The 23,565-nt window shown below is 60.9% G+C and carries 21 protein-coding genes; 5 read left to right on the top strand and 16 right to left on the bottom strand.

What is annotated here, in order from left to right; translation table 11 throughout:
- The 4 genes from QMY55_RS11015 to QMY55_RS11000 form a co-directional block, all read right to left on the bottom strand.
- Positions 1 to 1,125 carry an alkene reductase gene (locus tag QMY55_RS11015; protein ID WP_283488627.1) on the bottom strand — a complete coding sequence of 375 codons (1,125 nt, stop codon included), beginning with the start codon at positions 1,123 to 1,125 and terminating at the stop codon, positions 1 to 3.
- Complete coding sequence (locus QMY55_RS11010; RefSeq protein ID WP_283488626.1) at positions 1,118 to 2,098, bottom strand: LLM class oxidoreductase; 981 nt, start codon at positions 2,096 to 2,098, stop codon at positions 1,118 to 1,120. The genes QMY55_RS11015 and QMY55_RS11010 overlap by 8 nt, the downstream gene beginning before the upstream one ends.
- A 13-nt stretch (positions 2,099 to 2,111) precedes the next feature.
- Positions 2,112 to 2,918 (bottom strand): 2,5-didehydrogluconate reductase DkgB, encoded by an 807-nt coding sequence (gene dkgB / locus QMY55_RS11005; RefSeq protein WP_283488625.1) that lies wholly within the window; start codon positions 2,916 to 2,918, stop codon positions 2,112 to 2,114.
- A gap of 281 nt (positions 2,919 to 3,199) precedes the next feature.
- Complete coding sequence (locus QMY55_RS11000; protein WP_283488624.1) at positions 3,200 to 4,363, bottom strand: MFS transporter; 1,164 nt, start codon at positions 4,361 to 4,363, stop codon at positions 3,200 to 3,202.
- Positions 4,364 to 4,476: 113 nt separating this feature from the next.
- Between QMY55_RS11000 and QMY55_RS10995 the strand changes: the two genes are divergently transcribed.
- The 3 genes from QMY55_RS10995 to QMY55_RS10985 all read left to right on the top strand — a co-directional run bounded on the left by QMY55_RS10995 (position 4,477) and on the right by QMY55_RS10985 (position 8,847).
- Complete coding sequence (locus QMY55_RS10995; protein ID WP_283488623.1) at positions 4,477 to 5,391, top strand: LysR family transcriptional regulator; 915 nt, start codon at positions 4,477 to 4,479, stop codon at positions 5,389 to 5,391.
- 445 nt (positions 5,392 to 5,836) lie between these two features.
- The gene (locus QMY55_RS10990) at positions 5,837 to 7,306 is read left to right on the top strand and encodes an amino acid permease (RefSeq protein WP_283488622.1); all 1,470 of its coding nucleotides are present in this window, start codon (positions 5,837 to 5,839) and stop codon (positions 7,304 to 7,306) included.
- A gap of 170 nt (positions 7,307 to 7,476) precedes the next feature.
- A complete protein-coding gene (locus QMY55_RS10985; RefSeq protein ID WP_283488621.1) occupies positions 7,477 to 8,847 on the top strand; it encodes a DUF1329 domain-containing protein in 1,371 nt (456 codons plus the stop codon).
- Positions 8,848 to 9,023: 176 nt separating this feature from the next.
- Here the strand turns inward: QMY55_RS10985 and QMY55_RS10980 are convergent, their stop codons facing one another.
- The 10 genes from QMY55_RS10980 to uvrB all read right to left on the bottom strand — a co-directional run bounded on the left by QMY55_RS10980 (position 9,024) and on the right by uvrB (position 18,716).
- Positions 9,024 to 9,479: an Lrp/AsnC family transcriptional regulator gene (locus QMY55_RS10980; RefSeq protein WP_283488620.1), complete on the bottom strand. Its 456-nt coding sequence runs from the start codon at positions 9,477 to 9,479 to the stop codon at positions 9,024 to 9,026.
- Positions 9,480 to 9,859: 380 nt separating this feature from the next.
- Complete coding sequence (gene dnaQ / locus QMY55_RS10975) at positions 9,860 to 10,588, bottom strand: DNA polymerase III subunit epsilon (protein ID WP_283488619.1); 729 nt, start codon at positions 10,586 to 10,588, stop codon at positions 9,860 to 9,862.
- Between the two features lie 173 nt (positions 10,589 to 10,761).
- Complete coding sequence (gene fdx / locus QMY55_RS10970; protein ID WP_283488618.1) at positions 10,762 to 11,100, bottom strand: ISC system 2Fe-2S type ferredoxin; 339 nt, start codon at positions 11,098 to 11,100, stop codon at positions 10,762 to 10,764.
- Positions 11,101 to 11,115: 15 nt separating this feature from the next.
- Positions 11,116 to 12,978: a Fe-S protein assembly chaperone HscA gene (gene hscA, locus QMY55_RS10965; protein ID WP_283488617.1), complete on the bottom strand. Its 1,863-nt coding sequence runs from the start codon at positions 12,976 to 12,978 to the stop codon at positions 11,116 to 11,118.
- Positions 12,979 to 13,072: 94 nt separating this feature from the next.
- Entirely contained in the window at positions 13,073 to 13,591 is a 519-nt protein-coding gene (gene hscB, locus QMY55_RS10960; protein ID WP_283488616.1) for a Fe-S protein assembly co-chaperone HscB, read from the bottom strand.
- A 146-nt stretch (positions 13,592 to 13,737) separates the two neighbouring features.
- Complete coding sequence (iscA, locus tag QMY55_RS10955; protein ID WP_283488615.1) at positions 13,738 to 14,061, bottom strand: iron-sulfur cluster assembly protein IscA; 324 nt, start codon at positions 14,059 to 14,061, stop codon at positions 13,738 to 13,740.
- 4 nt (positions 14,062 to 14,065) lie between these two features.
- Positions 14,066 to 14,461 carry a Fe-S cluster assembly scaffold IscU gene (gene iscU / locus QMY55_RS10950; RefSeq protein ID WP_283488614.1) on the bottom strand — a complete coding sequence of 132 codons (396 nt, stop codon included), beginning with the start codon at positions 14,459 to 14,461 and terminating at the stop codon, positions 14,066 to 14,068.
- Between the two features lie 34 nt (positions 14,462 to 14,495).
- Positions 14,496 to 15,716 (bottom strand): IscS subfamily cysteine desulfurase, encoded by a 1,221-nt coding sequence (locus QMY55_RS10945; protein ID WP_283488613.1) that lies wholly within the window; start codon positions 15,714 to 15,716, stop codon positions 14,496 to 14,498.
- Between the two features lie 168 nt (positions 15,717 to 15,884).
- Positions 15,885 to 16,421, bottom strand: a complete 537-nt coding sequence (iscR, locus tag QMY55_RS10940; protein WP_066481443.1) for a Fe-S cluster assembly transcriptional regulator IscR — start codon at positions 16,419 to 16,421, stop codon at positions 15,885 to 15,887.
- A 228-nt stretch (positions 16,422 to 16,649) separates the two neighbouring features.
- A complete protein-coding gene (gene uvrB / locus QMY55_RS10935; protein WP_283488612.1) occupies positions 16,650 to 18,716 on the bottom strand; it encodes an excinuclease ABC subunit UvrB in 2,067 nt (688 codons plus the stop codon).
- Positions 18,717 to 18,891: 175 nt separating this feature from the next.
- On the opposite strand from uvrB, the gene QMY55_RS10930 reads away from it, so the two are divergent.
- Positions 18,892 to 20,088, top strand: coding sequence for an amino acid aminotransferase (locus QMY55_RS10930; protein ID WP_283488611.1), 1,197 nt, complete (start codon positions 18,892 to 18,894; stop codon positions 20,086 to 20,088).
- Positions 20,089 to 20,279: 191 nt separating this feature from the next.
- On the opposite strand, the gene ygiD is transcribed toward QMY55_RS10930, so the two are convergent.
- On the bottom strand, positions 20,280 to 21,206 hold the full coding sequence (gene ygiD, locus QMY55_RS10925; RefSeq protein WP_283488932.1) for a 4,5-DOPA-extradiol-dioxygenase: 927 nt from the start codon (positions 21,204 to 21,206) through the stop codon (positions 20,280 to 20,282).
- 286 nt (positions 21,207 to 21,492) lie between these two features.
- Between ygiD and QMY55_RS10920 the strand changes: the two genes are divergently transcribed.
- The gene (locus QMY55_RS10920) at positions 21,493 to 22,383 is read left to right on the top strand and encodes a CaiB/BaiF CoA-transferase family protein (protein WP_283488610.1); all 891 of its coding nucleotides are present in this window, start codon (positions 21,493 to 21,495) and stop codon (positions 22,381 to 22,383) included.
- Positions 22,384 to 22,409: 26 nt separating this feature from the next.
- Here QMY55_RS10920 and QMY55_RS10915 read toward each other — a convergent pair whose 3' ends face one another.
- The gene (locus QMY55_RS10915; RefSeq protein ID WP_283488609.1) at positions 22,410 to 23,432 is read right to left on the bottom strand and encodes an aldo/keto reductase; all 1,023 of its coding nucleotides are present in this window, start codon (positions 23,430 to 23,432) and stop codon (positions 22,410 to 22,412) included.
- Positions 23,433 to 23,565 lie beyond the last annotated feature (133 nt).

Below are 23,565 nucleotides of genomic sequence, written 5' to 3'. Positions count from 1 at the left end.
TCAGGCCTCTGCGGATTCAGTTGCCAGCGCGGGATAGTCGGTCAGGCCGCGCTCGCCGCCGCCGAACAGCGTTTCGCGCTCATGCAGGGCCAGCGGCGCACCGATGCGCAGGCGCTCTGGCAGGTCGGGATTGGCGACAAAGGGGCGGCCAAAGCCGACCAGGTCGGCCCAGCCCTGCGCCACGGCCTCGCGGGCGCGCTCTGCCGTATAGGCACCGGCGTAGATCATGGTGCCGGGGAAGGACTCACGTAGGCGCTGCTTGAACTCGACCGGCATGTGCGGAGCCTGCTCCCAGTCGGCCTCGGCGATGTGGATGTAGCCCACGCCGATGTCGGCCAGCAGCTTGGCAGCGCCGAGATAGGTGGTTTCGGGGTCCGCGTCCTCGCAGCCGTTGAGTGTGGTCAGCGGCGCCAGGCGGATGCCGACTCGGCCGGCATCGCCCGTGCCTTCGACCAGCGCATGGGTCACTTCGCCCAGGAAGCGCAGGCGGTTTGCCAGTACGCCACCGTATTCATCAGTGCGGTTGTTGGCGTTGGAGTCGATAAACTGGTTGAGCAGATAGCCGTTGGCGGCGTGCAGCTCGACACCGTCAAAGCCGGCTTCCATCGCATTGCGTGCGGCCTGGCGGTAGTCATCGACGATGGCATGGATTTCGTCGACGCTCAAAGCGCGCGGCATGGAGGCTTGGGCAAAGCCGGGCTTGCCGTCGGCATCGGCCACGAACACGTTCACGCCCTGGGCCTGGATGGCCGATGACGACACCGGCCGCTGGCCGCCCAGCAGGCTGGTATGGCTCAAACGGCCCACATGCCAGAGCTGGGCGAAGATGCGGCCACCTGCGGCATGCACGGCATCGGTCACCAGGCGCCAGCCAGCGACTTGCTCCGCGGTGTGGATGCCGGGCGTCCAGGCATAGCCTTTGCCCAGTGGCGAGATCCAGGTGCCTTCGCTGATGATGAGGCCGGCACTGGCGCGCTGGGCGTAGTACTCGGCCATCAAGGCGCTGGGCACGTCGCCGGGCTGGCTGGCGCGCGAGCGCGTCATCGGGGGCATGACGATACGGTTGGGCAGTTCCAGGCCACCCATGGAGTACGGTTTGAACAGGAAATCTTGGGTATCAGACATTGCAAGTCTCCTCGGCTGGTGCAGTCACCTTGGCCGATGAACGATGAAAAATGGGCAGCACATGCTCGGCGAGCTCATGGAAGGTCTCGTCCAGCGGGCGCTGGTTGCGGCGCAAGTGCAGGCCGACGTGATCGACACCGGCTGCACGCAGCGCCTGCAGCTCTTCGATCAGGGCCTTGCGGCCGCCGCGCATGCCGAAGCGCCAGCGTTGCAGCGGCTCATCGGCGTTTTCGGTCAAGTCCAGATGGATGAAGCTGACATACGGCTTGGTGTGTGGCTTGTCAACCGCCACGGCGCGCCATGCGGCCACGCGGCGTGCATGGTCCTCGGGCCTGCCCGGGTAGGCCAGACAGCCGTCCATGTTTTCAGCCACCCAGTTGGGGGTTTGCTGAGCCAGGCCGGCCACCAGCAACGGCAAGGGCGACTCCATGTGCGGCAGCACATCAAGTCCGCCCGGCAAGCGGGCCTGCGCACCTTCGCGCAGCAGCTCCACCTGCTCACGGAAGTTCGCGCCACGGCCCTCGAAGTCGCGACCGAACAGCGGGTACTCCACCGGGCGGTCGCCGCTGGCCACACCCAGCAGCAGGCGATTGCCGCTCAGGCGCTGCACGGTGGCAGCCGACTTGAGCGTGAGGAGCGGCTCACGGATGGGCAGCACCACAGCGGCCGTGCCCAGCAGAATATTCTGCGTGACACCAGCCAGGTAGCCCAGATAGGAGAACACCTCGAACACCTGGGCCGCATCGCCGAAGGACGGGTCGTACAACGGCACGTCCCGCACCCACAGGGCGCGAAAACCAAGGCGGTCGGCCAGTTGGGCCAGTTCGGCGTGGCGGCGCAGGTCCGGCTCGCCGGGCAGGCGGCCAGCCTCGCGCCGCGCCTGGTCGCCCGCAGGCGTCCAGTCATTGTCCAGAGGGGCTTCGATGCCGATGCTGAAGCCTCCATCCGTCAAGCGAGCCAGAGAAGCAGTCATTGCCGGTTCTCCCTTAATCCCAGATAGGAGCCAGGCCCTCGGGGCTGACTTCGCGGCCGTTGCGTTCCAGCGCAGCGATCATCGCCATGTCGTCGGCGTCCAGCTTCAGGTCGCGCGCCAGCAGATTCCCGGCCAGGTTCTCGCGCTTGGTCGACGACGGAATCACCGCATACCCCAGCTGCAGCGCCCAGGCCAGCGCCACTTGCGCCACCGTGGCCTGGTGCTTGTCAGCGATCCGGGCCAGCACCGGGTCCTTGAGCACCTTGCCGTAGGCCAGGGTCATATAGGAAGTGACCTGAATGCCCTGCTCCTTGAGGAAGGCCGTCAGCTTGCGGCCTTGCAGATAGGGACTCAGCTCGATCTGGTTGGTGGCGATCTGGTCCTTGCCCACGGCGGCGATGGCCTGCTTGGTCAGTTCGATGTTGAAGTTGGAGATACCGATCTGGCGGGTCAGGCCCTGGGCCTTGGCACCGGCCAGGGCCTCCATGTACTCGGACAACTCGACACCATTGCCGGGTGCGGGCCAGTGGATCAGCGTCAGGTCCACATAGTCGGTGCGCAGCTTCTTCAGGCTGTCCTGCAGGCTGGCCGCCAGCTTGTTCTTGCTGTAGTTCTCGACCCAGATCTTGGTGGTGACGAACAGATCGCCACGTGCCACGCTGCTCTCGGCAATCGCCTGGCCGACTTCGGCTTCGTTGCCGTAGATCTGTGCGGTATCGACAGCGCGGTAGCCCACGTCCAGTGCATTGCGCACCGAGTCGATCACGACCTGGCCGTTCAAACGGAAGGTGCCGACGCCGAAAGTTGGGATATTGCTCATGAAAGGACTCCTGGGTTGATGTGAAAGGCGGGAATTGCTTTCCCGATGACTGAAGTTTGCGCTTTTCATATTTGCAAATTAAGCCCTGTATAAAACAAATTCTTTTGAAATTAAATCAAATATAAAAGCTGATACATGCTGCACGCAGCTGAATTCAATGTCCTTTTTTGATAGCTTCCAGCGCTTTTCCACCAAGGCCCTCAACCCATTTGATGCATAAAAACAAAAAAGGCCAGTCCCATGGACTGGCCTTTGAGTAGATTGCCTTTGATCAGCCTTGCTCAGGCGCCCTGCACCGCGCTTTGGCGACGGCTGCTGCCCAGCCAGACCAAGCCCAGACCACCCGCCGCCAAGGCAGCGCCAGCCAACGGTACGACCGCATAGCCCAGGCCTTGGCCGATGACGGCACCGCCCAAGGCTGCTCCCACGGCATTGCCCAGATTGAAGGCGCCGACGTTGACCGATGAGGCCAGGCCGGGAGCTTGAGAAGCAGCCTGCATGACGCGCATCTGTACCGGAGGCACGATGCCGAAGGCAGCCGCGCCCCAGACCACGAGGCCGATGGCTGCACCGACCTGCGTGCTCATCAAAAAGGGCAGCACGGCCATGACCACCGCCAGCGCGCCGAGGATGAGCTTGGTTGCCCCATCCAGCGACCAGTCGGCCAGCTTGCCGCCAATGCTGTTGCCCAGCGTGAAGCCTATGCCGATCAGCACCAGGGCAAAGGCCACGAAGCCGGGGCTGGCGTGGGTGATCTCGGCCAGCACCGGAGCCACATAGGTGTAGAGCGTGAACATGGCGCCGGCACCCAGCACCGTGGTGCCCATGGCCAGCAGCACTTCGGGGCGGGTCAGCACCTTGAGTTCACGGCGCACGTCGGGGCGCGTACCCGGCTCGCCCTTGGGCAGGGCCAGCCACAGCGCGGCGATGGTGACCAGGCCCAGCACGGCCGTGCCGCCGAAGGCCACGCGCCAGCCGACCTGCTGGCCTATCCAGGTAGCCGCAGGCACGCCACCGATATTGGCAATGGTCAGGCCCATGAACATCATGGCGATGGCGCTGGCCTGCTTGTCCTTGGGTACCACGCTGGCCGCCACCACGGCACCGATGCCGAAGAAGGCACCATGGTTGAGGCTGGTGATCAAGCGCGACAGCAGCAGCGTGGTGTAGCCAGGCGCTAACGCCGACAGCAGATTGCCGACAGTGAACAGGACCATCAGCCCCATCAGCGCCGCGCGCTTGCCGAAGCGGCTGAACAGCAAAGTCATGATCGGCGCGCCGACCATCACGCCGATGGCGTAGGCCGAGACCAGCATGCCCGCCGTGGGAATGCTGACCTGCACGCCGTCGGCAATGACGGGCAGCAGGCCCATGGGGGTGAATTCGGTGGTGCCGATGGCAAATGCGCCGATCGCCAGGGCAGACAAAGCAGCAGCGGGTTTCATTGCAGTCTTTCTCGAATGGAATATTGGTGAATAAGGAATGGCTGCAGTGTCCTCGGTTAATATTTGCAGATTAAGCCCTGTATCAAACAAATTCTCTTGAATTAAATTCAATAATGAAGACCACCCTCGACGAATTGCAGGCCTTTGTGGCTGTCGTGGACACCGGTTCCATCACGGCCGCTTCGGAGCTGCTGGATCTCACGATCTCGGCCACCAGCCGCACATTGGGCCGGCTCGAGGAGAAGCTTCAGACCACATTGCTGCGCCGCACCACACGCCGACTGGAACTGACCGAGGAAGGCTCCACCTTCCTCCAGCATGCCCGTGCCATCCTGGCTTCGGTCGATGAGGCCGAGGAGCAGATGGCGGCCAGGCGGCTGCGGCCAGCCGGTCGGCTGCGGGTCGATGCGGCCACCCCCTTCATGCTGCATGTGCTGGTGCCGCTGATAGCCGGATTTCGCGAGCGCTACCCCGAGGTGGAACTGGAGCTGAATTCGAACGAAGGCATCATTGACCTGATCGAAAAGCGCACCGACGTGGCATTTCGCATCGGCGTGCTCAAGGACTCCACCTTGCACGCCCGTCCCGTGGGCACCAGCCAGGTCCGTGTTCTGGCCAGCCCCGCCTACCTCAAGCGCCATGGCACACCGACTGAGCCGGGACAACTCGCCCAGCATGCAGGGCAACACGCATTGCTGGGCTTCACCCAGCCCGAGTCGCTCAACGACTGGCCACTACGCGATGCAGCTGGCAATATCCTGCGCATCCAGCCGACAATTGCCTCCTCCAGCGGTGAAACGCTGCGCCACATGGCACTGGCGGGTCTCGGCATCGTCTGCCTGTCGGACTTCATGACACGCGAGGACCGCCGCAGCGGCCAACTGGTGCAGCTGTTTGCCGGCCAGACGCTGGACGTGCGCCAGTCGATCAACGCGGTCTACTACCGCAATACCGCGCTGGCTGCGCGCATCACCTGCTTTGTGGACTATGTGATCGAGGTGCTGGGCCAGCGGTCATTCAACGAATAGGTTGGATGGACACCGTCCTAGCAAGTCCCATGGACGCGTCCGTTCAAACTTTCTGGAATAGGCCAGTGTCTTCCAGGCAAACGCCAACTGCAGCCTTGCCTCAATCCGTTGCGTTCATGCCACCATCTGGCAGCCAGTTGCCCCTGCACCGCATTGCGAACAATAACTATTGAGCCTCGACCATAGGCAATAAAACTATACAAAACAAATACTTGGAATAAACGGCAGCAGATTCGCTGCACTTCAGGACAACCCGAAGCGCACGCACCTCTTATAAATCGCTCACAATCTGCACCCACTGAACGGCAATGCATGTCATCGCCGATCGCGCACGCCGCGTTGTTATCCAAGTGCTGGCCGTGCCGAACCACAATAATGCAAGCCATGACAAAGGCCTTAGCCAGCCTGTTTTCCCCGTCATGTCCTGCCAGAAATTTTCGTATTCATGAGCGAATCCACTGCAGAAGCCGGCCAGTTGCACCGGTCCCTCAAGGCCCGTCACATGTCGATGATTGCCATCGGTGGCTCCATCGGCACCGGGCTTTTTGTCGCCTCGGGCGCCACCATCTCGCAGGCTGGGCCGGGCGGCGCCCTGCTGGCCTACGTCATCGTCGGCCTGATGGTCTACTTCCTGATGACCAGCCTCGGCGAAATGGCCGCACATATGCCGGTTTCCGGCTCATTCGCCACCTATGGCGCCAAGTATGTGGACGAAGGCTTTGGCTTCGCACTGGGCTGGAACTACTGGTACAACTGGGCGGTCACCATCGCCGTAGACTTGGTCGCGGCCCAGTTGGTCATGGCCTATTGGTTTCCGGGTACCAGCGGCGTGCTCTGGAGTGCGCTGTTCCTGGCTCTGATGTTCGGCCTGAATGCCCTGTCCGCCCGCGGCTTTGGCGAGTCCGAGTTCTGGTTTGCGGCCATCAAGGTCACCACGGTGCTGGTTTTCATCGCCATCGGTGTGATGATGATCTTCGGCATCCTGCAAGGCGGCGCACCCGAAGGCGTGTGGGGCAATATCGCCAACTTCACCACCGGTGATGCACCTTTCGCCGGGGGCTTTGCGGCCCTGATCGGCGTGGCCATGGTCGTTGGCTTTTCCTTCCAGGGCACCGAGCTGATCGGTATCGCCGCCGGTGAATCGGAAGACCCCGCCAAGAACGTGCCACGTGCCGTGCGCAAGGTTTTCTGGCGCATCTTGCTGTTCTATGTCTTCGCCATCCTCATCATCGGCCTGCTGATCCCCTATACCGATCCCAAGCTGCTGAGAAACGACCTGGGCGACATCGCCGTCAGCCCCTTCACCCTGGTGTTTGAACGCGCCGGCCTGCTGGGGGCAGCCGCCGTGATGAATGCCGTGGTGCTGACTTCGGTACTGTCGGCAGGCAACTCGGGCATGTATGCCTCAACCCGCATGCTCTATGCACTGGCCACCCAGGGCATGGCACCCCGCATCTTTGCACGTGTCAACGCGCGTGGCGTGCCCATTCTGGCCCTGCTGGCCACCACAGCCATCGCGGCCCTGTGCTTTCTGACCAATATCTTCAGCCCCAAGGTGGTCTATATCTGGCTGCTGAACCTCTCGGGCATGTGCGGCTTTGTGGCCTGGCTGGGTATCGCCGTCAGCCACTACCGCTTCCGCAAAGGCTGCGAAGCGCAGAACTACGACCTCAACAAGCTGCCCTATCGCGCCGCAGCTTTCCCCTTCGGCCCCATCTTTGCCTTTGTGCTGTGCCTGATCATCACCCTGGGACAGAACTACGAGAACTTCCTCTCCGACAAGATCGATTGGGTCGGCGCCATCGCCACCTATATCGGCCTGCCACTGTTTCTGGCCATCTGGTTCGGCTACAAATGGGTCAAGGGCAGCAAGGTCGTGGCTTATAAGGATATGGACGTCAGCGGCAGCCGCTAAGCATCCTCTCCTATCTCGACCCGCAGGGCAGTACCGGCAACGGTACTGCCCTTTTTATGCGCTTCAAGACCGATGAAGGCATGCACAGACTGCTTAGTCTTAATAGACGATTCTTGATTAAGCCAATATCCCAAGAATGATCTTCACCGACTTATCTGTATACAAGAGAGATGAAGCAAAAGACTCTGAGCACCGCCCTCTTGCTGAGCCTGCTGGCCGCAGGCGCGGCCATTGCCAAAGTGCCTGCAGCCGAAGCCGACAAGCTGGGCAAGGAACTGACCTGCACTGGAGCCATCAAGGCTGGCAATGCCGATGGCAGCATCCCTGCTTTCACCGGCAAGATTCTGGGCGTACCACCCGGCGTGAAGTTCACCAAGTCGGCAGGTCAGTTTCAGCCCGACATCTACGCCAACGAAAAGCCGCTGTTTGAAATCACGGCAGCCAATATGGCTCAGTATGGCGACAAGCTCAGCGACGGCCAGAAGGCCCTGCTCAAGAAGTTTCCCAACTCCATGCGCATCACCGTCTACCCGGGTCACCGCGACTTCCGCTATGACGACGAAATCTGCGCCGTGATCAAGCACAATGCGCTGGAGGCCGAAGTCGTCAACGACGGCAATGGCGTCAAGGGTTTCATGGGAGCCATTCCCTTCCCCATCCCCAAGACAGGCCTAGAACTGCTGTGGAACAACCTGCTGCCCAGCCGCGCCAGCACCGAAGAGGTGGAGCGCGACATGGCATTGGTGGGCTCCAATGGCGATATCGCCTGGGGCCGCACCAACTACATCCAGATGAGCCGCTATGACTCCAAGGAAAACCTGGGCAAGCCCAACGATGGCAAATACGCCTATGTGACCAATTTTTCCATCCTGCCCGAGCGCGAAAAAGGTGGCGTGATCCTTTCCATCGAGCCGATGAACTTTGGCACCGACAAGCGCCTTGCCTGGAACTACGACCCCGGCACGCGCCGCGTGCGCCAGTTGCCCGAGTTCGGCTATGACCAGCCCTCGCCCGGCACCAGCGGCAAGGTAACCATAGACTCCGAGCGCCTGTTCAACGGTGGCTCCGAGCGCTACGAGTGGAGCATGCAGGGCAAGCGCGAGATGTTCATCCCTGCGAACACCTTCCGCATCAATCAACAGATCAAGTACGCCGACCTGCTCAAGCCAGGCCACCCCAACCCCGCCTACACACGCTATGAGTTGCGCCGCGTCTGGGTGCTGGAAGGCAAACTCAAGCCCGGCTACCGCCACGTCTACTCCAAGCGCGTGATGTTCATCGACGAAGACACAGGCCACGCGGTCTCGGGTGACTTCTACGATGCACGTGGTCAGCTGTGGCAGCACGGCGAGATCAACTACTACTATGCCTACGACATCAAGAAGTGGCATGCAGGCACCTCGTTCTATTACGACCTGAGCTCAGGCTCTTATGTCGGCATGAATCTGGTTCAGGAACGCCCCAAGGGCCCCATTCTGGGCAAGGACAACTTCAAGCCCAGCCAGTTCACGCCAGAAGCCGTTCGCAATCTGGGCAATTGATCACACTATAAAAGCGGTGGTTCATCACTGCGCGCACTACACCGCAAGGTGGAAAGAGAGGCCCATGGCCTCTCTTTTTCATGCGCGACACACCACACCAGGATTGCGGTGCTCCGATTCATACCCAGCTCCTGGCACAAGCCAACGTTTCTACGCACACCAGGCTGCAAGTGCTTTCAAACGCCCAGCGGCAACTCGGCTCGCTTCAGGGTGCGCAGCACAAAGCATGACTGGCTATGGCGTATGCCCTTGATCTTGTAGAGTTTCTCGCGCAGCAAGCGCTCGTAGTCGCGCGTGTCCTTGACCACAACGCGCAGCAGATAGTCGTACTCTCCCGAGACCAGATGTGCCTCCACCACTTCGGGGATCGTGGCCAATACCTCGCCAAATTTCTCCAACGTGTTGTCAGAATGGCTATCCAGAGTGACCATCACCAGCACGGAGTCGGCCAGACCCAGAGCCTGGGGGTTGAGACGCACCGTATAGCCCTCGATCACGCCCATCTCTTCCATTTTCTTGATGCGCGTCCAGCATGGCGAGGCACTCAGGCCCACGGCCGCCCCGATTTCCTGCAGGCTGGCGCGCGCATTGGCCTGTAGAGCAGCAAGAATCTTTTTATCCAAGGTATCCATACCTCTGAATTTATCGCTTTTCTTATCTAAACAGAAAAATATTCTGTAGCAAGCCGCTATTTGCAGAATCTGTAGAAACCTTTTCTGCACCGCAACATGCACACTTGAGTCCATGGAAGCACGTTTACCAACGCAGCAACCCCATTCAACATGCCCCGCTGTTTACCGTCAGCATCCGGTTGGTTGATCTGCAGCCCGCAATTGCAAACAGGCCGCACCACTTAAGCGCAGTGGTGCGGCCTGTTGCTTTTGGGGGAGCTGGTTATGACCGGTGCGCGCTGTCACCGCTAGGCGACTGAGATTACGCATAGCAAAAAACAAGGGCCTGAAACAGGTTCAGGCCCTTGGTGTGATAAGCAATGGTGCTCTTGCTGCAGCGGTCAGGCCGCAGCTTCAGGTTCAAAGCCGCGCCATGCCACCTTGCCTCCGCTGGACTTGTCCATCTGTTTGAGCACATCCTGATGCGCCTCCAATTCCTGCTCGTTGGCACGCAAGACCGGCAGCTTGATGGACTTCAGATCCAGCGACGGAACAGCAATCGCACCAGTGGCTGGTGAGTCGCTGGGTTCCTCGCTCATCAACAGCGCGTCCTGGCCGCGCGTGAGGTTGATATAGACATCCGCCAGCAACTCCGCATCCAGCAAAGCGCCGTGCAGCGTGCGGTTGGAATTGTCCACGCCCAGACGATCACACAGCGAGTCCAGCGAGTTGCGCTTGCCTGGGTACATCTCCTTGGCCATGACCAAGGTGTCGATGACATTGCCCACGCATTGCTTGAGCGGCGGGCGTTTGGCCAGCTTGAGCTCGTTGTTCAGAAACCCCAGGTCAAACGGCGCATTGTGGATGATCAGCTCAGCGCCCTGCAGGTACTCCCAGATCTCGTCGATCTTCTCCTCAAAGCGCGGCTTGTCCTTCAGGAACTCCGTGGTGATACCGTGCACGCGCAGAGCGTCAGGATGGCTGTCTCGACCCGCGTTGAAGTACAGGTGCAGATTGTTGCCGGTGAGCTTGCGATTGACCAGCTCCACACAGCCCAGCTCGATCAGACGATCGCCATCAATGGCCGACAAGCCGGTCGTTTCCGTATCCAGAACAATTTGGCGCGACATTCAATTTCTCCCAATTACCTACGGCGCTCACATCGCCCAACAATTTCTAAAACAAGCGCGCACCAAAGCCAGGACATCAAGGAAGCGCCGCCGCGCACCGAGGGTGTCGTCCCCCTCCCCTAGCGCGAAGCGCGTAGAGAGAGGGGGAAGGCGCAAAGCGCCTCAGGGGGTGCTTAATGATTCTCTTTGGCGTGATTGATGGAGTACTTGGGAATCTCCACCGTCACATTCTCACGCGCCAGAATGGCTTGGCAGGAAAGGCGTGACTGAGGCTGCAGGCCCCAGGCCTTGTCCAGCAGATCTTCTTCCTCTTCCTCCGCCTCGTTCAGAGAATTGAAGCCCTCCTTGACGATGACATGGCAGGTCGTGCAGGCGCAGCTCATATCGCAGGCATGCTCGATATTGATGCCATTGTCCAAAAGGGCTTCGCAGATCGAGGTACCGACGGAAGCTTCGATTTCCTTGCCCTCGGGGCAGTACTCGGCGTGGGGAAGAATTTTGATGACGGGCATTGTTCTGCTTATGAATTAAATGGAATTGAGGTTTTTCCCAGCCAGAGCCTGCTGGATGCTGCGGTTCATGCGTTCGGCGGCAAAAGCTTCCGTGCCCTTGGCCAAGGCCTGGGTCGCTGCTTCGATGGCAGCGGCGTCATCGCTCTTGGCAGACACGCTGAGTGCGGCCATCAGCGCATCGATATGTTCGCGCTCTGCGGCGCTAAGCACATCGCCATCGGCCTGCAAGGCACTATTCGTGGCCAAAATCATGCGATCGGCGTCCACGCGAGCCTCCACCAGGGCGCGGGCCTGCATGTCCTCCTTAGCTGTGGCAAAACCGTCCTTGAGCATGGCCGCCACCTGATCGTCAGAGAGGCCATAGGAAGGCTTGACATTGATATGCGCTTCGACGCCGCTGGTCTGCTCCTTGGCGCTGACGGACAGCAGGCCGTCGGCATCGACCGTGAAGGTCACGCGAATGCGCGCCGCACCGGCCGCCATGGGAGGAATGCCGCGCAGCTCGAAACGGGCGAGCGAGCGGCAGTCGGCCACCAGATCGCGCTCACCCTGCACGACATGAATGGCCAGAGCTGTCTGGCCGTCCTTGTACGTCGTGAAATCCTGGGCACGGGCCGTGGGAATGGTCTCGTTGCGCGTGATGATGCGCTCGGACAGGCCGCCCATGGTTTCCACGCCCAGCGACAGCGGGATCACATCCAGCAGCAACAGATCTCCAGCCGTGTTGTTGCCCGCCAGCTGATTGGCTTGAATGGAGGCGCCCAGGGCCACAACTTCATCGGGATTGAGGTTGGTCAGGGGCTCACGGCCAAAGAAGTCCGCCACGGCCTCGAGCACCTGGGGCATGCGGGTGGAGCCGCCGACCATGACCACACCTTGCACATCTCCCTTGCTCAGACCCGCGTCCTTGAGCGCACGGCGCACGGCAGACAGGCTCTTATTGGTTAAGTGAGCAGTCAGCGCAGTGAATTCCTCACGTTTGACATCAAACACCACGGAACCCGAGGACAGTTCAGCGGTAAACGCTACCGTTTCTGCATTCGTCAATGCTTGCTTGCACTCACGGGCAGCCAGGCGCCAGGTGGTCTTGTCCGCAGCACTTTGCAGCTGAGTGCCGGTCTTTTCGGCAACCCATGCAGCCAGCGCATCGTCATAGTCGTCACCACCCAGAGCCGAGTCGCCGCCCGTGGCAATGACTTCAAACACACCTTGCGCCAGGCGCAGCACCGAGATATCGAAAGTGCCCCCCCCCAGGTCGTAGACCGCGTAAACGCCCTCTGCCGCATTGTCCAGGCCGTAGGCAATCGCAGCGGCCGTAGGTTCGTTGATCAGGCGCAGCAAGTTGATGCCTGCCAGCTTGGCGGCATCCTTTGTGGCCTGGCGTTGGGCATCGTCGAAATAGGCGGGCACCGTGATGACGGCGCCATAGAGCTCGTCATCAAACGTGTCTTCAGCGCGAAAACGCAGGGTCGCCAGAATTTCGGCGCTGATTTCCATGGGCGTCTTGGCACCGTCCACCGTTTCGATGGAGATCACGCTGCTGTCGCCATCGGTCTTGAAGCGATAAGGCAGCTTCTCGGGCGATTCGATATCGCTGAGGCTGCGCCCCATGAAGCGCTTGGCGGAGCTGATGGTGTTGGCGGCATCCTGGGCCTGCGCGTCCTTGGCATCAAAGCCGATCTGACGGCGGCCCATTTCCATGTATCGCACTACCGAGGGCAGCAGTACGCGGCCCTGGTCATCAGGCAGGCATTCAGCCACCCCGTTGCGCACGGCAGCGACCAGAGAGTGCGTCGTACCAAGGTCGATACCTACGGCTATGCGCCGCTGATGGGGATCGGGGGATTGGCCGGGCTCGGAAATCTGCAAAAGCGCCATGAAATTCTTCTTTTGAAATATCAGAGGCCAGCAGGGCTGGCCTTTTCAAGATGGATACGTTCCTCGGGCAATGCCGGGAACGGTGCTCTGGTACTCATTGTCCCAGTTGATCGCGGCGACGCTCCACATCCTGCGCAAATCGCGCAACAAACATGAGGGCTCTCACCTGCTGCACTGCCGCTGCGGCGTCATGCATCTCGTCCAGCAGGCGCCCGCACTCGGCCAGCATCTGCTTTCTGGCCTGCAGCACCTCATCATCGAGTGCATCCAGCTGCGACTCGGATGATGCATCTTCCAGCGTCTCTCGCCACTCCATCTGCTGCATCAGAAATACCGTCGGCATGGCCGTATTGTCTTCGGCACGAACAGGGGCTCCAAGCAGCTCGCACAGATAGGCTGCGCGCTTGAGCGGGTCCTTGAGCCGTTGATAAGCCTCGTTGATGCGCACAGACCACTGCATGGCCACGCGCTGCGCGGCCGCGCCCTGTGCGGCAAAACGGTCGGGATGGGCCTCGCGCTGGAGTTCCTTCCAGCGCGCGTCGATCTGGCTACGATCCTGCGCGAACTGGCGCGGCAGACCAAACAATTCAAAGTCGTCAGATTGCAGATTCATGGCATTAAAAAACCGCCTGCAGCAAAGCTGAGGCGGTTCCGTTCTTACGCTTGGGCGCTACACACGCCAGGGACACCGAGCAAGAGCCGCCTCGCAGCGAAGGTGTCGTCCCCTTGGGGGGAAGGCGCGAAGCGACTCAGGGGGAGTCAAATCCTGAAGCTTTCGCCACAACCACAGCGATCACGCTCATTGGGGTTGTGGAACTTGAAGCCCTCATTGAGGCCTTCGCGAACAAAGTCCAGCTCGGTGCCGTCGATATAAGCCAGGCTCTTAGGGTCGACCAACACCTTGATGCCGTGGTCTTCGAAAACCACGTCATCGGCCTGAATCTCGTCCACGTACTCCAGCTTGTAAGCCAGACCGGAGCAGCCTGTGGTCTTGACACCCAAACGCACGCCAACGCCCTTGCCGCGACGCGAAAGGTAGCGATTCACATGACGGGCAGCTGCCTCGGTCATTGAAATAGCCATGGCCTCAAGCTTCCGCTGTGGTGCGCTTTGCGCGGTAGTCGTTCACGGCTGCCTTGATGGCGTCTTCGGCCAGGATGGAGCAGTGAACCTTGACGGGTGGCAGTGCCAGCTCTTCAGCGATCTGGCTGTTCTTCAGAGCAGCGGCTTCATCCAGCGTCTTGCCCTTGACCCATTCGGTCACCAGCGAAGACGAAGCGATGGCTGAGCCGCAGCCATAGGTCTTGAAGCGTGCATCTTCGATCACGCCGGTGGCGGGGTTGACCTTGATCTGCAGTTTCATCACGTCGCCACAGGCGGGCGCACCCACCATACCCGTGCCTACGGAGTCATCGCTCTTGTCGAACGAGCCCACGTTGCGGGGGTTTTCATAGTGGTCAACAACTTTGTCGGAGTAAGCCATGGTGTCTACCTCTTGAACTCTTTGTAATCTGTGCTTAGTGTGCAGCCCATTGAATAGTGCTGAGGTCAATGCCGTCTTTGTACATTTCCCACAAAGGGCTCAGCTCGCGCAACTTCAGCACGTTTTCGCGGATCGACTTGATCGCGTAATCAATTTCTTCTTCGGTGGTAAAGCGACCAAAGGTCATGCGCAGCGAGCTGTGTGCCAGCTCATCGCTGCGGCCCAGGGCGCGCAGCACATAACTGGGCTCCAGGCTGGCGGATGTGCAGGCGGAACCCGAGGACACAGCCAGACCCTTGATGCCCATGATCAGCGACTCGCCTTCGACGAAGTTGAAGCTCATGTTCAGGTAATGGGGAACGCCGTTCTCCATATCGCCGTTCACGAACACCTGCTCCAGATCCTTCAGACCGTCGAGCAGACGCTGGCGCAGTGCACGGGCGTGCGCCAGATCCTTGGCCATTTCTTCCTTGGCGATGCGGAAGGCCTCACCCATACCCACGATCTGGTGCGTGGCCAATGTGCCCGAGCGCATGCCGCGCTCATGACCACCGCCATGCATCTGGGCTTCCAGGCGCACGCGCGGCTTGCGGCGCACGTACAGCGCACCGATGCCCTTAGGGCCATAGGTCTTGTGCGAAGCCAGACTCATCAGGTCGATGGGCATGGTCTGCATGTCCAGATCCATCTTGCCCGAAGCCTGGGCGGCGTCGACGTGGAAGATGATGCCCTTCTCACGGCAGATCGCACCGATAGCGTTCAGATCCTGGACTACACCGATTTCATTGTTCACGGCCATCACGCTGGCCAGGATGGTGTCGGGGCGGATCGCCGCCTTGAACACCTCGATGTCCAGCAGACCGTTTTCCTGCACGTCCAGATAGCTGACTTCAAAGCCCTGGCGCTCCAGTTCACGCATGGTGTCCAGCACAGCCTTGTGCTCGGTCTTCACGGTGATCAGGTGCTTGCCCTTGCCCTGGTAGAAATGCGCTGCACCCTTGATGGCCAGGTTGTCGGACTCGGTCGCGCCGCTGGTCCAGACGATTTCGCGTGGGTCGGCGCCAATCAGATCGGCCACCTGCTTGCGGGCCTTCTCGACAGCTTCTTCGGCTTCCCAGCCCCAGGCATGGCTGCGCGATGCGGCATTGCCAAAATGTTCACGCAGCCAGGGGATCATGGCGTCCGCCACGCGGGGATCCACAGGAGTGGTTGCACCGTAGTCGAGATAAATGGGAAAGTGCGGGGTCATGTCCATGACTGGCTCGTCTTGTTTTTGGCTGACAAATCGTGAGGAAATCGATGCACCTTGAGGTGCCGTCGGGGCGGAGAAACATGCCGCACAGCCATGCATGTCCCCTGCCCTGACATCGGTGTCGGGCTAAGGCAGTCCGTCGCGCCGCTTCAAACCGAAGCAGCGTGAGGATCAGGACTTGGCGAAGGCGTTGCCCAGTGCGAACACCGAGTTCGGTGCATTCACACGAATGGGCTTGACCACGGGAGCAGTCGAAATGGCGCGGCGCACCACGGGCTTGTCCTCGATCTGGATGCCCTTGGCCAACTGCTCGTCCACCAGCTTTTGCAGGGTGACGGAGTCCAGGAACTCCACCATGCGCTGGTTCAGAGCTGCCCACAGCTCATGGGTCATACAACGACCGGCTTCGCCCAGACAGTTTTCCTTGCCCCCGCACTGCGTGGCATCAATGGGCTCATCCACGGACACGATGATGTCGGCCACGGTGATATCCGCCGCCTTGCGTGCCAGGGTGTAGCCGCCGCCGGGGCCACGGGTGGATTCCACCAGTTCGTGGCGACGCAGCTTGCCAAACAGCTGTTCCAGATAGGACAGCGAAATCTGCTGACGCTGGCTGATGGCAGCCAGGGTCACAGGGCCATTGTTCTGGCGCAGTGCCAGGTCGATCATCGCGGTGACCGCAAAGCGGCCTTTGGTCGTAAGACGCATACGAGCTCCTTCAGTCAGGATTGTTCGTTACAGAAACACTCGCCTGGTCGTTCATTCCTAGACGAGCACAGTCTCCGCCCTTACTCCGTCCTGTATTAAGGTTCAGAGCCCTTCTGTGAGGGAAGTTTGTTGTTGAGTGTTTGAGGCGAGTATATCACATTCCCCATTAATTTTGTCGGGTAACAGCATGAACTCACGTAGTTACCCTTGGAAATTCATGATTTCTCCCTATGAGGCTGCTCCAAATAGCTGTTGCTTGAGCAACGAAAGCTGGTCTCGCACCCGCGCTGCCTGCTCGAACTCGAGGTTCTTGGCATGGTCCAGCATCAGCTTCTCCAGACGCTTGATCTCCTTGGCCACGTCCTTTTCTGACATTTCCTCGACACGCGCCTGCTGCAAAGCCTGTTCCTGCAGACGTTCGGCCTCTTTGCCACTCTTCTCGCTGTAGACACCATCAATCAGGTCTTTCACCCTCTTGACAATCTGTTTTGGCACGATTCCATTGGCTTCGTTGAAAGCCATCTGTTTTTCGCGGCGTCTTTCGGTTTCGCCTATGGCTTTCTTCATGGACTCGGTGATTCGGTCCGCGTACAGGATTGCCTTGCCATTGACGTTGCGCGCCGCGCGACCGATGGTCTGGATCAGGCTGCGTTCGGCACGCAGAAAGCCTTCCTTGTCGGCATCCAGGATCGCCACCAGCGAGACCTCGGGAATATCCAGGCCTTCGCGCAGCAGGTTGATGCCGACCAGCACATCGAAGGCTCCCAGACGCAGGTCGCGGATGATTTCCACGCGCTCCACCGTATCCACGTCGGAGTGCAGATAGCGCACCTTCACGCCGTTGTCGGTCAGGTATTCGGTCAGCTGCTCGGCCATGCGCTTGGTCAGCGTGGTGATGAGCACGCGTTCCTCCAGCTCCACACGCTGGCGGATCTCCTGCAGCACGTCGTCCACCTGATGGATGGCGGGCCGCACTTCGATCTCGGGATCGACCAGGCCGGTGGGGCGCACCACCTGCTCCACCACCTGCCCGGCATGAGTCTTTTCATATTCGGCGGGCGTGGCCGAGACGAAGACCACCTGGCGCATGCGCTGCTCGAACTCCTCGAACTTGAGCGGGCGGTTGTCCAGCGCCGAAGGCAGGCGAAAGCCATATTCCACCAGCGTGGTCTTGCGCGCCCGGTCGCCGTTGTACATGGCGTTGAGCTGGCCGATCATCTGATGGCTCTCGTCGAGGAACATGATGGCGTCGCGCGGCAGATAGTCGGTCAGCGTGCTGGGCGGATCACCGGGCTTGGAGGCCGAGAGATGGCGCGTGTAGTTCTCGATGCCCTTGCAGTGCCCCACTTCGCTGAGCATTTCCAGATCGAAACGCGTGCGCTGCTCCAGGCGCTGGGCCTCCACCAGCTTGCCCATGCCCACCAGCTGCTTGAGGCGCTCGGCCAGCTCTTCCTTGATGGTTTCCACGGCTGCCAGCACCTTGTCGCGCGGCGTCACATAGTGGCTGCTGGGATAGATGGTGAAGCGCGGAATGTTCTGGCGCACCCGACCCGTGAGCGGATCGAACAGCTGCAGGCTCTCGACCTCGTCGTCGAACAGCTCGATGCGCACGGCCAGCTCCGAATGCTCGGCGGGGAACACATCGATGGTGTCGCCGCGCACGCGAAAGGTGCCGCGCGAGAAATCCTGGTCGTTGCGCTGGTACTGCATGCGGATCAACTGCGCGATCGCGTCGCGCTGGTTGAGCGTGTCGCCCGCGCGCAGCGTCATAATCATGCGGTGGTAGCTCTCGGGCTCGCCGATACCGTAGATGGCCGAGACCGTGGCCACGATCACCACATCGCGCCGCTCCATGATGCTCTTGGTGCAGGACAGGCGCATCTGCTCGATGTGCTCGTTGATGGCGCTGTCCTTTTCGATGAACAGGTCGCGCTGGGGCACATAGGCTTCGGGCTGGTAGTAGTCGTAGTAGCTGACGAAGTACTCGACCGCATTTTTTGGGAAAAACTCTCTGAACTCGGAGTACAACTGTGCCGCCAAAGTCTTGTTGGGCGCAAACACGATGGCGGGCCTGCCCAGACGCGCGATCACGTTGGCCATGGTGAAGGTCTTGCCCGAACCGGTCACGCCCAGCAGCGTTTGAAAAGACTCGCCGTCATTGACGCCTTCAACCAGTTTTTCGATGGCCACAGGCTGATCGCCCGCCGGTGGATAGGGCTGGAACAGCTCGAACGGCGAGTCAGGGTATTGCACGAAACGGCCTTGCGGCTCGGCATTCATATTTTGTTCTTGCATGATCTCATGTCCATGACGCATAGGGTAAGCGCGGAGTAGAATGGCAGCCCAACCCTCAAGCCTAACCTAGGCTGATGCGTTTTTTCGAGCACCGGGCAATGCCCTGCCCGTCTAACGCGCTCGGAGCAATAGCTGGGGGTGACCTGACTTATTTCCATCCCTCAAGGATTTTTTCATGTCTCTGTTTACCGCCGTCGAAATGGCCCCCCGCGACCCCATCCTGGGTCTGAACGAGCAATTTGCTGCTGACGCAAACCCCAACAAAGTGAATCTGGGCGTGGGCGTGTACTTCGACGACAACGGCAAGCTGCCCCTGCTGGAGTGCGTGCAGGCCGCCGAGAAGGCCATGATGGAAAAGCCCACCGCCCGTGGCTATCTGCCCATCGACGGTATCGCCGCCTATGACAACGGCGTCAAGGCCCTGGTGTTCGGTGCCGAGTCCGACGTGGTCAAGTCCGGCCGCGTGGCCACCGTGCAAGCCATCGGCGGCACCGGCGGCCTGAAGATCGGCGCCGACTTCCTCAAGAAGCTCAACCCCAACGCCAAGGTCCTGATCTCCAACCCCAGCTGGGAAAACCACAAGGCCATCTTCACCAACGCAGGTTTTGAAGTCGGCACCTACGCTTACTACGACGCAGCCACCCGCTCCATCGACTTCGCCGGCATGCTGGCCGACCTGAATGCGGCCGCTGCCGGCACCGTGGTCGTGCTGCACGCCTGCTGCCACAACCCCACCGGCTACGACATCACTGCCGCCCAGTGGGATGAAGTGATTGCCGTCGTCAAGGCCAAGGGCCTGATCCCCTTCCTGGACATGGCCTACCAGGGCTTTGGCCACGGCATCGCCGAAGACGGCGCCGTGATCGGCAAGTTCGTGGCCGCCGGCCTGGACATCTTTGTCTCGACTTCCTTCTCCAAGAGCTTCAGCCTGTACGGCGAGCGCGTGGGCGCCCTGTCCGTGGTGGCCTCCGACAAGGAAGAAGCCGCTCGCGTGCTGTCGCAGCTGAAGATCGTCATCCGCACCAACTACTCCAACCCTCCCACCCATGGCGGTGCCGTGGTGGCAGCCGTGCTGAACAACCCCGAGCTGCACGCTCTGTGGGAAAAGGAGCTGGGCGAGATGCGCGTGCGCATCAAGGCCATGCGCCAGAAGCTGGTTGACGGCCTGAAGGCTGCCGGCGTGCAGCAAGACATGTCCTTTATCACCACCCAGATCGGCATGTTCTCGTACTCCGGCCTGTCCAAGGACCAGATGGTGCGCCTGCGCTCCGAGTTCGGCGTGTACGGTACCGACACCGGCCGCATGTGCGTGGCTGCGCTGAACAGCAAGAACATCGACTATGTCTGCAAGGCCATCGCCGCCGTGATCTAAGTTCACGATTCAGGGCCTGATCCCTGAAAGCAAAAAGAGCAACGGACTTTTAATCCGTTGCTCTTTTTTTATGGCTGCTTCATTGCCTGTTCAATATTTGATAGCTGCTAGCGCATCACCCATATCGTTTTCAGGCAGAAAAGCATCTGAAAACTTTGTACAACAAGCGTAGCAAGCTATCAAAATCTTGATCAGGTGCTCAATCCCCAAATGGCCGAGCGCATGGACAGCGCCGCATACTGGTAGGCCGTGTTGAACACGCGCGGCGCTTCGCCCTCCTGCACGGCCCCTGCCGCATACAGCAGGGGCAGATAGTGGTCATGTGTCGGATGGGCCAGACGGGCCTGCGGGCCCCAGTCCAGGAAGGTGCTCAGATCGGCCAGATTGCCGCTGTCCAGGCGCTGCTGCACTTCGGTGTCGAACTGGATCGTCCAGTCATAGGCCTGGTTGTCGCTGGCACCGCGCTGCATGGCGCGCAGGTTGTGCACGATATTGCCGCTGCCCACGATCAGCACGCCGCGGTCGCGCAGCGCACGCAGCTGGCGGCCCATCTCGAAATGCTTTTCGGGCGCCAGCCCATAGGGCATGCTCAGCTGCATGACGGGAATCTTCGCCTCGGGGAACATGGGCAGCAGCACCGACCAGGTGCCGTGGTCAAAACCCCATTTCTGGTCCAGCAGCAGGGCTGACCCGTCCAGCGGCGAATGCAGCTCGGCCGCCAGCTGCCTGGCTACCTCGGGCGCGCCGGGGGCCGGATATTGCTGATCGAACAGCTCTTGCGGAAAGCCGCCGAAGTCATGAATCGTGCGCGGCTGGGCCATGCCGGTCAGCGCCCAGTCGGACTCGGTCAGCCAGTGGGCCGAAACGCAGAGAATCAGCTGCGGCGCAATGCCCTTGGCCGTCAGTTCCTGGCCCAGGGCCTTCCAGCTCTGGCGCCAGTGCGTGTCTTCGATCACATTCATGGGACTGCCATGGCCCAGGAACATCACCGGCATGCGTGGCGAAGGCTTGAGTTGCTGCAACAGTTGCTCGGGCAACAGGGAAGAAGAAGTGGAGTTCATGGAAAAAGCCTTCCAGCCCCCGCCGGCGGCCAGCACGGAGGCTGCGCCCAGGGACAAAAGCGTACGTCTACGCATCTCGGTCGATCGAACACGCCCCAAGGGGCGTTTTTTACAGATAGGGCAAGCTTGCCACAGCGCAACAGAGCATGAAAGCATCGTCAGCGCAACAGACTGTCCTGAAAGTGCCAGGGCTGGGGCCCGGCTTGCACTACAACCGCAGTTGCGCAAGCAGTTGAGCAAGCACGACTCACGCCAATCAGGCTCAGGCAAGGGCTTCGCTTCAAGCAAGCCATCCTGATGCCACCCTGGCTTGCACAAGTCCAGACAAGGAATACTCCCACTCATGCCCAGCACCGCCATTCAACCCCTGCAAGGAATTCGCATACTCAGCCTGGCTCTGAACCTGCCCGGCCCCGCCGCACTGTGGCGCTGCGCCGGCATGGGAGCCGATTGCCGCAAGCTCGAGCCTCTGGCCCCCGGTTCAGGCCGCAGCGCCGACCCCATGGGCCTCTACTGCCCCGATGCCTACGCGCAGATGCATGACAAGGTGCAGACCCTGCAGGCCGATCTCAAGACCGCCGAAGGCCAGGCCAGTCTGCATGAGCAACTAGCGCAAACCGATGTGCTGCTGACCTCGTTCCGTCCATCGGCCCTGAGCAAGCTGGGCCTGGGCTGGGAAGCCCTGCAGCAGCGCTACCCCAGGCTGTCGCTGGTGCGCGTGGTCGGCAGCGCGGGCGAGCTGGCCGATGTCCCCGGCCACGACCTCACCTATCAGGCCGAAGCGGGCCTCGTGCACAGCACCGCCCTGCCCCCCAGCCTGTTTGCCGATATGGCGGGGGCGCTGATGGCCAGCGAAGCCGTGCTCCAGGCCGTGCTTGTCAGCAGCCGCAGCGGGCACGGCATAGTGCGCGAGGTCGGTCTGGCCCAGGCCGCGCAATGGCTGGCCCTGCCCTGGCACTGGGGCCTGACCCAGCCCGCGGGCGATGTCGGCGGCGCCCATGCGGGCTACCGCATCTACCCGTGTGCCGACGGCATCGTGGCCGTGGCCGCGCTGGAGCCTCACTTTGCACAGCGCCTGTGCGAAGCGGCAGACCTTCTGTTCAGCCACCCAACCGACATGCGCAAGCCCGAGATCCATCAGGGCGTGGCCCGGTTTCTGGCCGCCCGCAACTGCGCGCAGCTGATGCAGCTGGCGCAGGACAGGGACATTCCGCTGCACGCCCTGCCCGCCTAAGCCACCAGAGCGATCAGCCATCCGCCTCAGGCGGGGCGCTGTTCAAACGCGAACTTCTCGGTATCGACCTCGCCCTGGCCTTGCAGCGCATAGCGGTCGCCCGCAATGGCTTCGGGCTTAAAGATGTCATCGAGCTCGGCCAGCAGCCCGGCGTCGAGCCTGACGCTGCCGCCGCGAATGTCTTCGTGCAGATGCTCCACGCTGGTGGTGCCGGGCAAGGCGATCACATGCTCGCCCTGGTGCAACACCCAGGCGATGGCCAGCTCGGCCAGCGTGCAGCCAGCCTTTTCCGCCACGGCCTGCATGGGCGTCAGCAGGCGCAGGTTCTGCGCATAGGCATCGCCGGCAAAACGCGGCATGGTGGCGCGGATATCGCCCTTGACCAGGTTGTCCACCTGCTGCAGCTTGCCGCTGAAGAAGGCCCGGCCCATGGGGCTGAAGGCCACATAGGCAATGCCCAGCTCCTTGCAGGCGGCGAGCGTGCCCAGCTCCGCATTGCGCGACCACAGCGAATATTCGCTTTGCAGCGCGGCAATCGGGTGCTCCTTGTGCGCGCGGCGCAGCGCATCGACGCCCACTTCCGACAGGCCCAGTGCGCGAACCTTGCCCTCTTCCTTCAGGCGCGCCATCTCGCCCACCGACTCCTCGATGGGCACGTTCCTGTCCCAGCGATGCAGATAGTAGAGATCGATCACATCGGTGCCCAGGCGCCTGAGACTGTCTTCGCAGTTCTGGCGCAGGGTTTTGGGACGACCGTCGATGACGCGGCGCATCACGCCGTCTTCGCCGCGCACGCCCGCCATGCCGCATTTGCTGGCCAGGGTGATCTGATTGCGGTGGGGCTTGAGCACGGGTCCGATCAGCGATTCGCTGGCGCCAAAGCCATAGAGCGCGGCAGTGTCGAACAGCGTGACGCCCGCGTCCAGTGCCGCATGCAGCACGGCGTGCGATTGCTCGGTAGAGACGGGGTTGCCGTAGGCATGGCAGAAATTCATGCAGCCCAGCGCGACATTGGCGACGCTGAATGGGCCTAGTGGTCGGTTTTGCACGGATGCTCCTTGAGGATGGCAAATTTAAGGCATTTATAGCCTATAGCCCATATGAACAGAGCGTTTACAGCTATAAATTTCAAAGCAAAACCAGCAAAGGCCGGAGCATGCCCCGGCCTTTGTCTGTCTCAAT

The sequence above is a fragment of the Comamonas resistens genome (genome assembly GCF_030064165.1).
Classification (GTDB): domain Bacteria; phylum Pseudomonadota; class Gammaproteobacteria; order Burkholderiales; family Burkholderiaceae_C; genus Comamonas; species Comamonas resistens.
This window is presented reverse-complemented; position numbering and strand designations above follow the sequence as displayed.

Excerpts from the sequence above, each read along its gene's own strand:
- QMY55_RS11015 (WP_283488627.1), bottom strand. The coding sequence starts at position 1,125 with ATGTCTGATACCCAAGATTTCCTGTTCAAACCGTACTCCATGGGTGGC.
- QMY55_RS11010 (WP_283488626.1), bottom strand. The coding sequence starts at position 2,098 with ATGACTGCTTCTCTGGCTCGCTTGACGGATGGAGGCTTCAGCATCGGC.
- dkgB (WP_283488625.1), bottom strand. The coding sequence starts at position 2,918 with ATGAGCAATATCCCAACTTTCGGCGTCGGCACCTTCCGTTTGAACGGC.
- QMY55_RS11000 (WP_283488624.1), bottom strand. The coding sequence starts at position 4,363 with ATGAAACCCGCTGCTGCTTTGTCTGCCCTGGCGATCGGCGCATTTGCC.
- QMY55_RS10995 (WP_283488623.1), top strand. The coding sequence starts at position 4,477 with ATGAAGACCACCCTCGACGAATTGCAGGCCTTTGTGGCTGTCGTGGAC.
- QMY55_RS10990 (WP_283488622.1), top strand. The coding sequence starts at position 5,837 with ATGAGCGAATCCACTGCAGAAGCCGGCCAGTTGCACCGGTCCCTCAAG.
- QMY55_RS10985 (WP_283488621.1), top strand. The coding sequence starts at position 7,477 with ATGAAGCAAAAGACTCTGAGCACCGCCCTCTTGCTGAGCCTGCTGGCC.
- QMY55_RS10980 (WP_283488620.1), bottom strand. The coding sequence starts at position 9,479 with ATGGATACCTTGGATAAAAAGATTCTTGCTGCTCTACAGGCCAATGCG.
- dnaQ (WP_283488619.1), bottom strand. The coding sequence starts at position 10,588 with ATGTCGCGCCAAATTGTTCTGGATACGGAAACGACCGGCTTGTCGGCC.
- fdx (WP_283488618.1), bottom strand. The coding sequence starts at position 11,100 with ATGCCCGTCATCAAAATTCTTCCCCACGCCGAGTACTGCCCCGAGGGC.
- hscA (WP_283488617.1), bottom strand. The coding sequence starts at position 12,978 with ATGGCGCTTTTGCAGATTTCCGAGCCCGGCCAATCCCCCGATCCCCAT.
- hscB (WP_283488616.1), bottom strand. The coding sequence starts at position 13,591 with ATGAATCTGCAATCTGACGACTTTGAATTGTTTGGTCTGCCGCGCCAG.
- iscA (WP_283488615.1), bottom strand. The coding sequence starts at position 14,061 with ATGGCTATTTCAATGACCGAGGCAGCTGCCCGTCATGTGAATCGCTAC.
- iscU (WP_283488614.1), bottom strand. The coding sequence starts at position 14,461 with ATGGCTTACTCCGACAAAGTTGTTGACCACTATGAAAACCCCCGCAAC.
- QMY55_RS10945 (WP_283488613.1), bottom strand. The coding sequence starts at position 15,716 with ATGGACATGACCCCGCACTTTCCCATTTATCTCGACTACGGTGCAACC.
- iscR (WP_066481443.1), bottom strand. The coding sequence starts at position 16,421 with ATGCGTCTTACGACCAAAGGCCGCTTTGCGGTCACCGCGATGATCGAC.
- uvrB (WP_283488612.1), bottom strand. The coding sequence starts at position 18,716 with ATGCAAGAACAAAATATGAATGCCGAGCCGCAAGGCCGTTTCGTGCAA.
- QMY55_RS10930 (WP_283488611.1), top strand. The coding sequence starts at position 18,892 with ATGTCTCTGTTTACCGCCGTCGAAATGGCCCCCCGCGACCCCATCCTG.
- QMY55_RS10920 (WP_283488610.1), top strand. The coding sequence starts at position 21,493 with ATGCCCAGCACCGCCATTCAACCCCTGCAAGGAATTCGCATACTCAGC.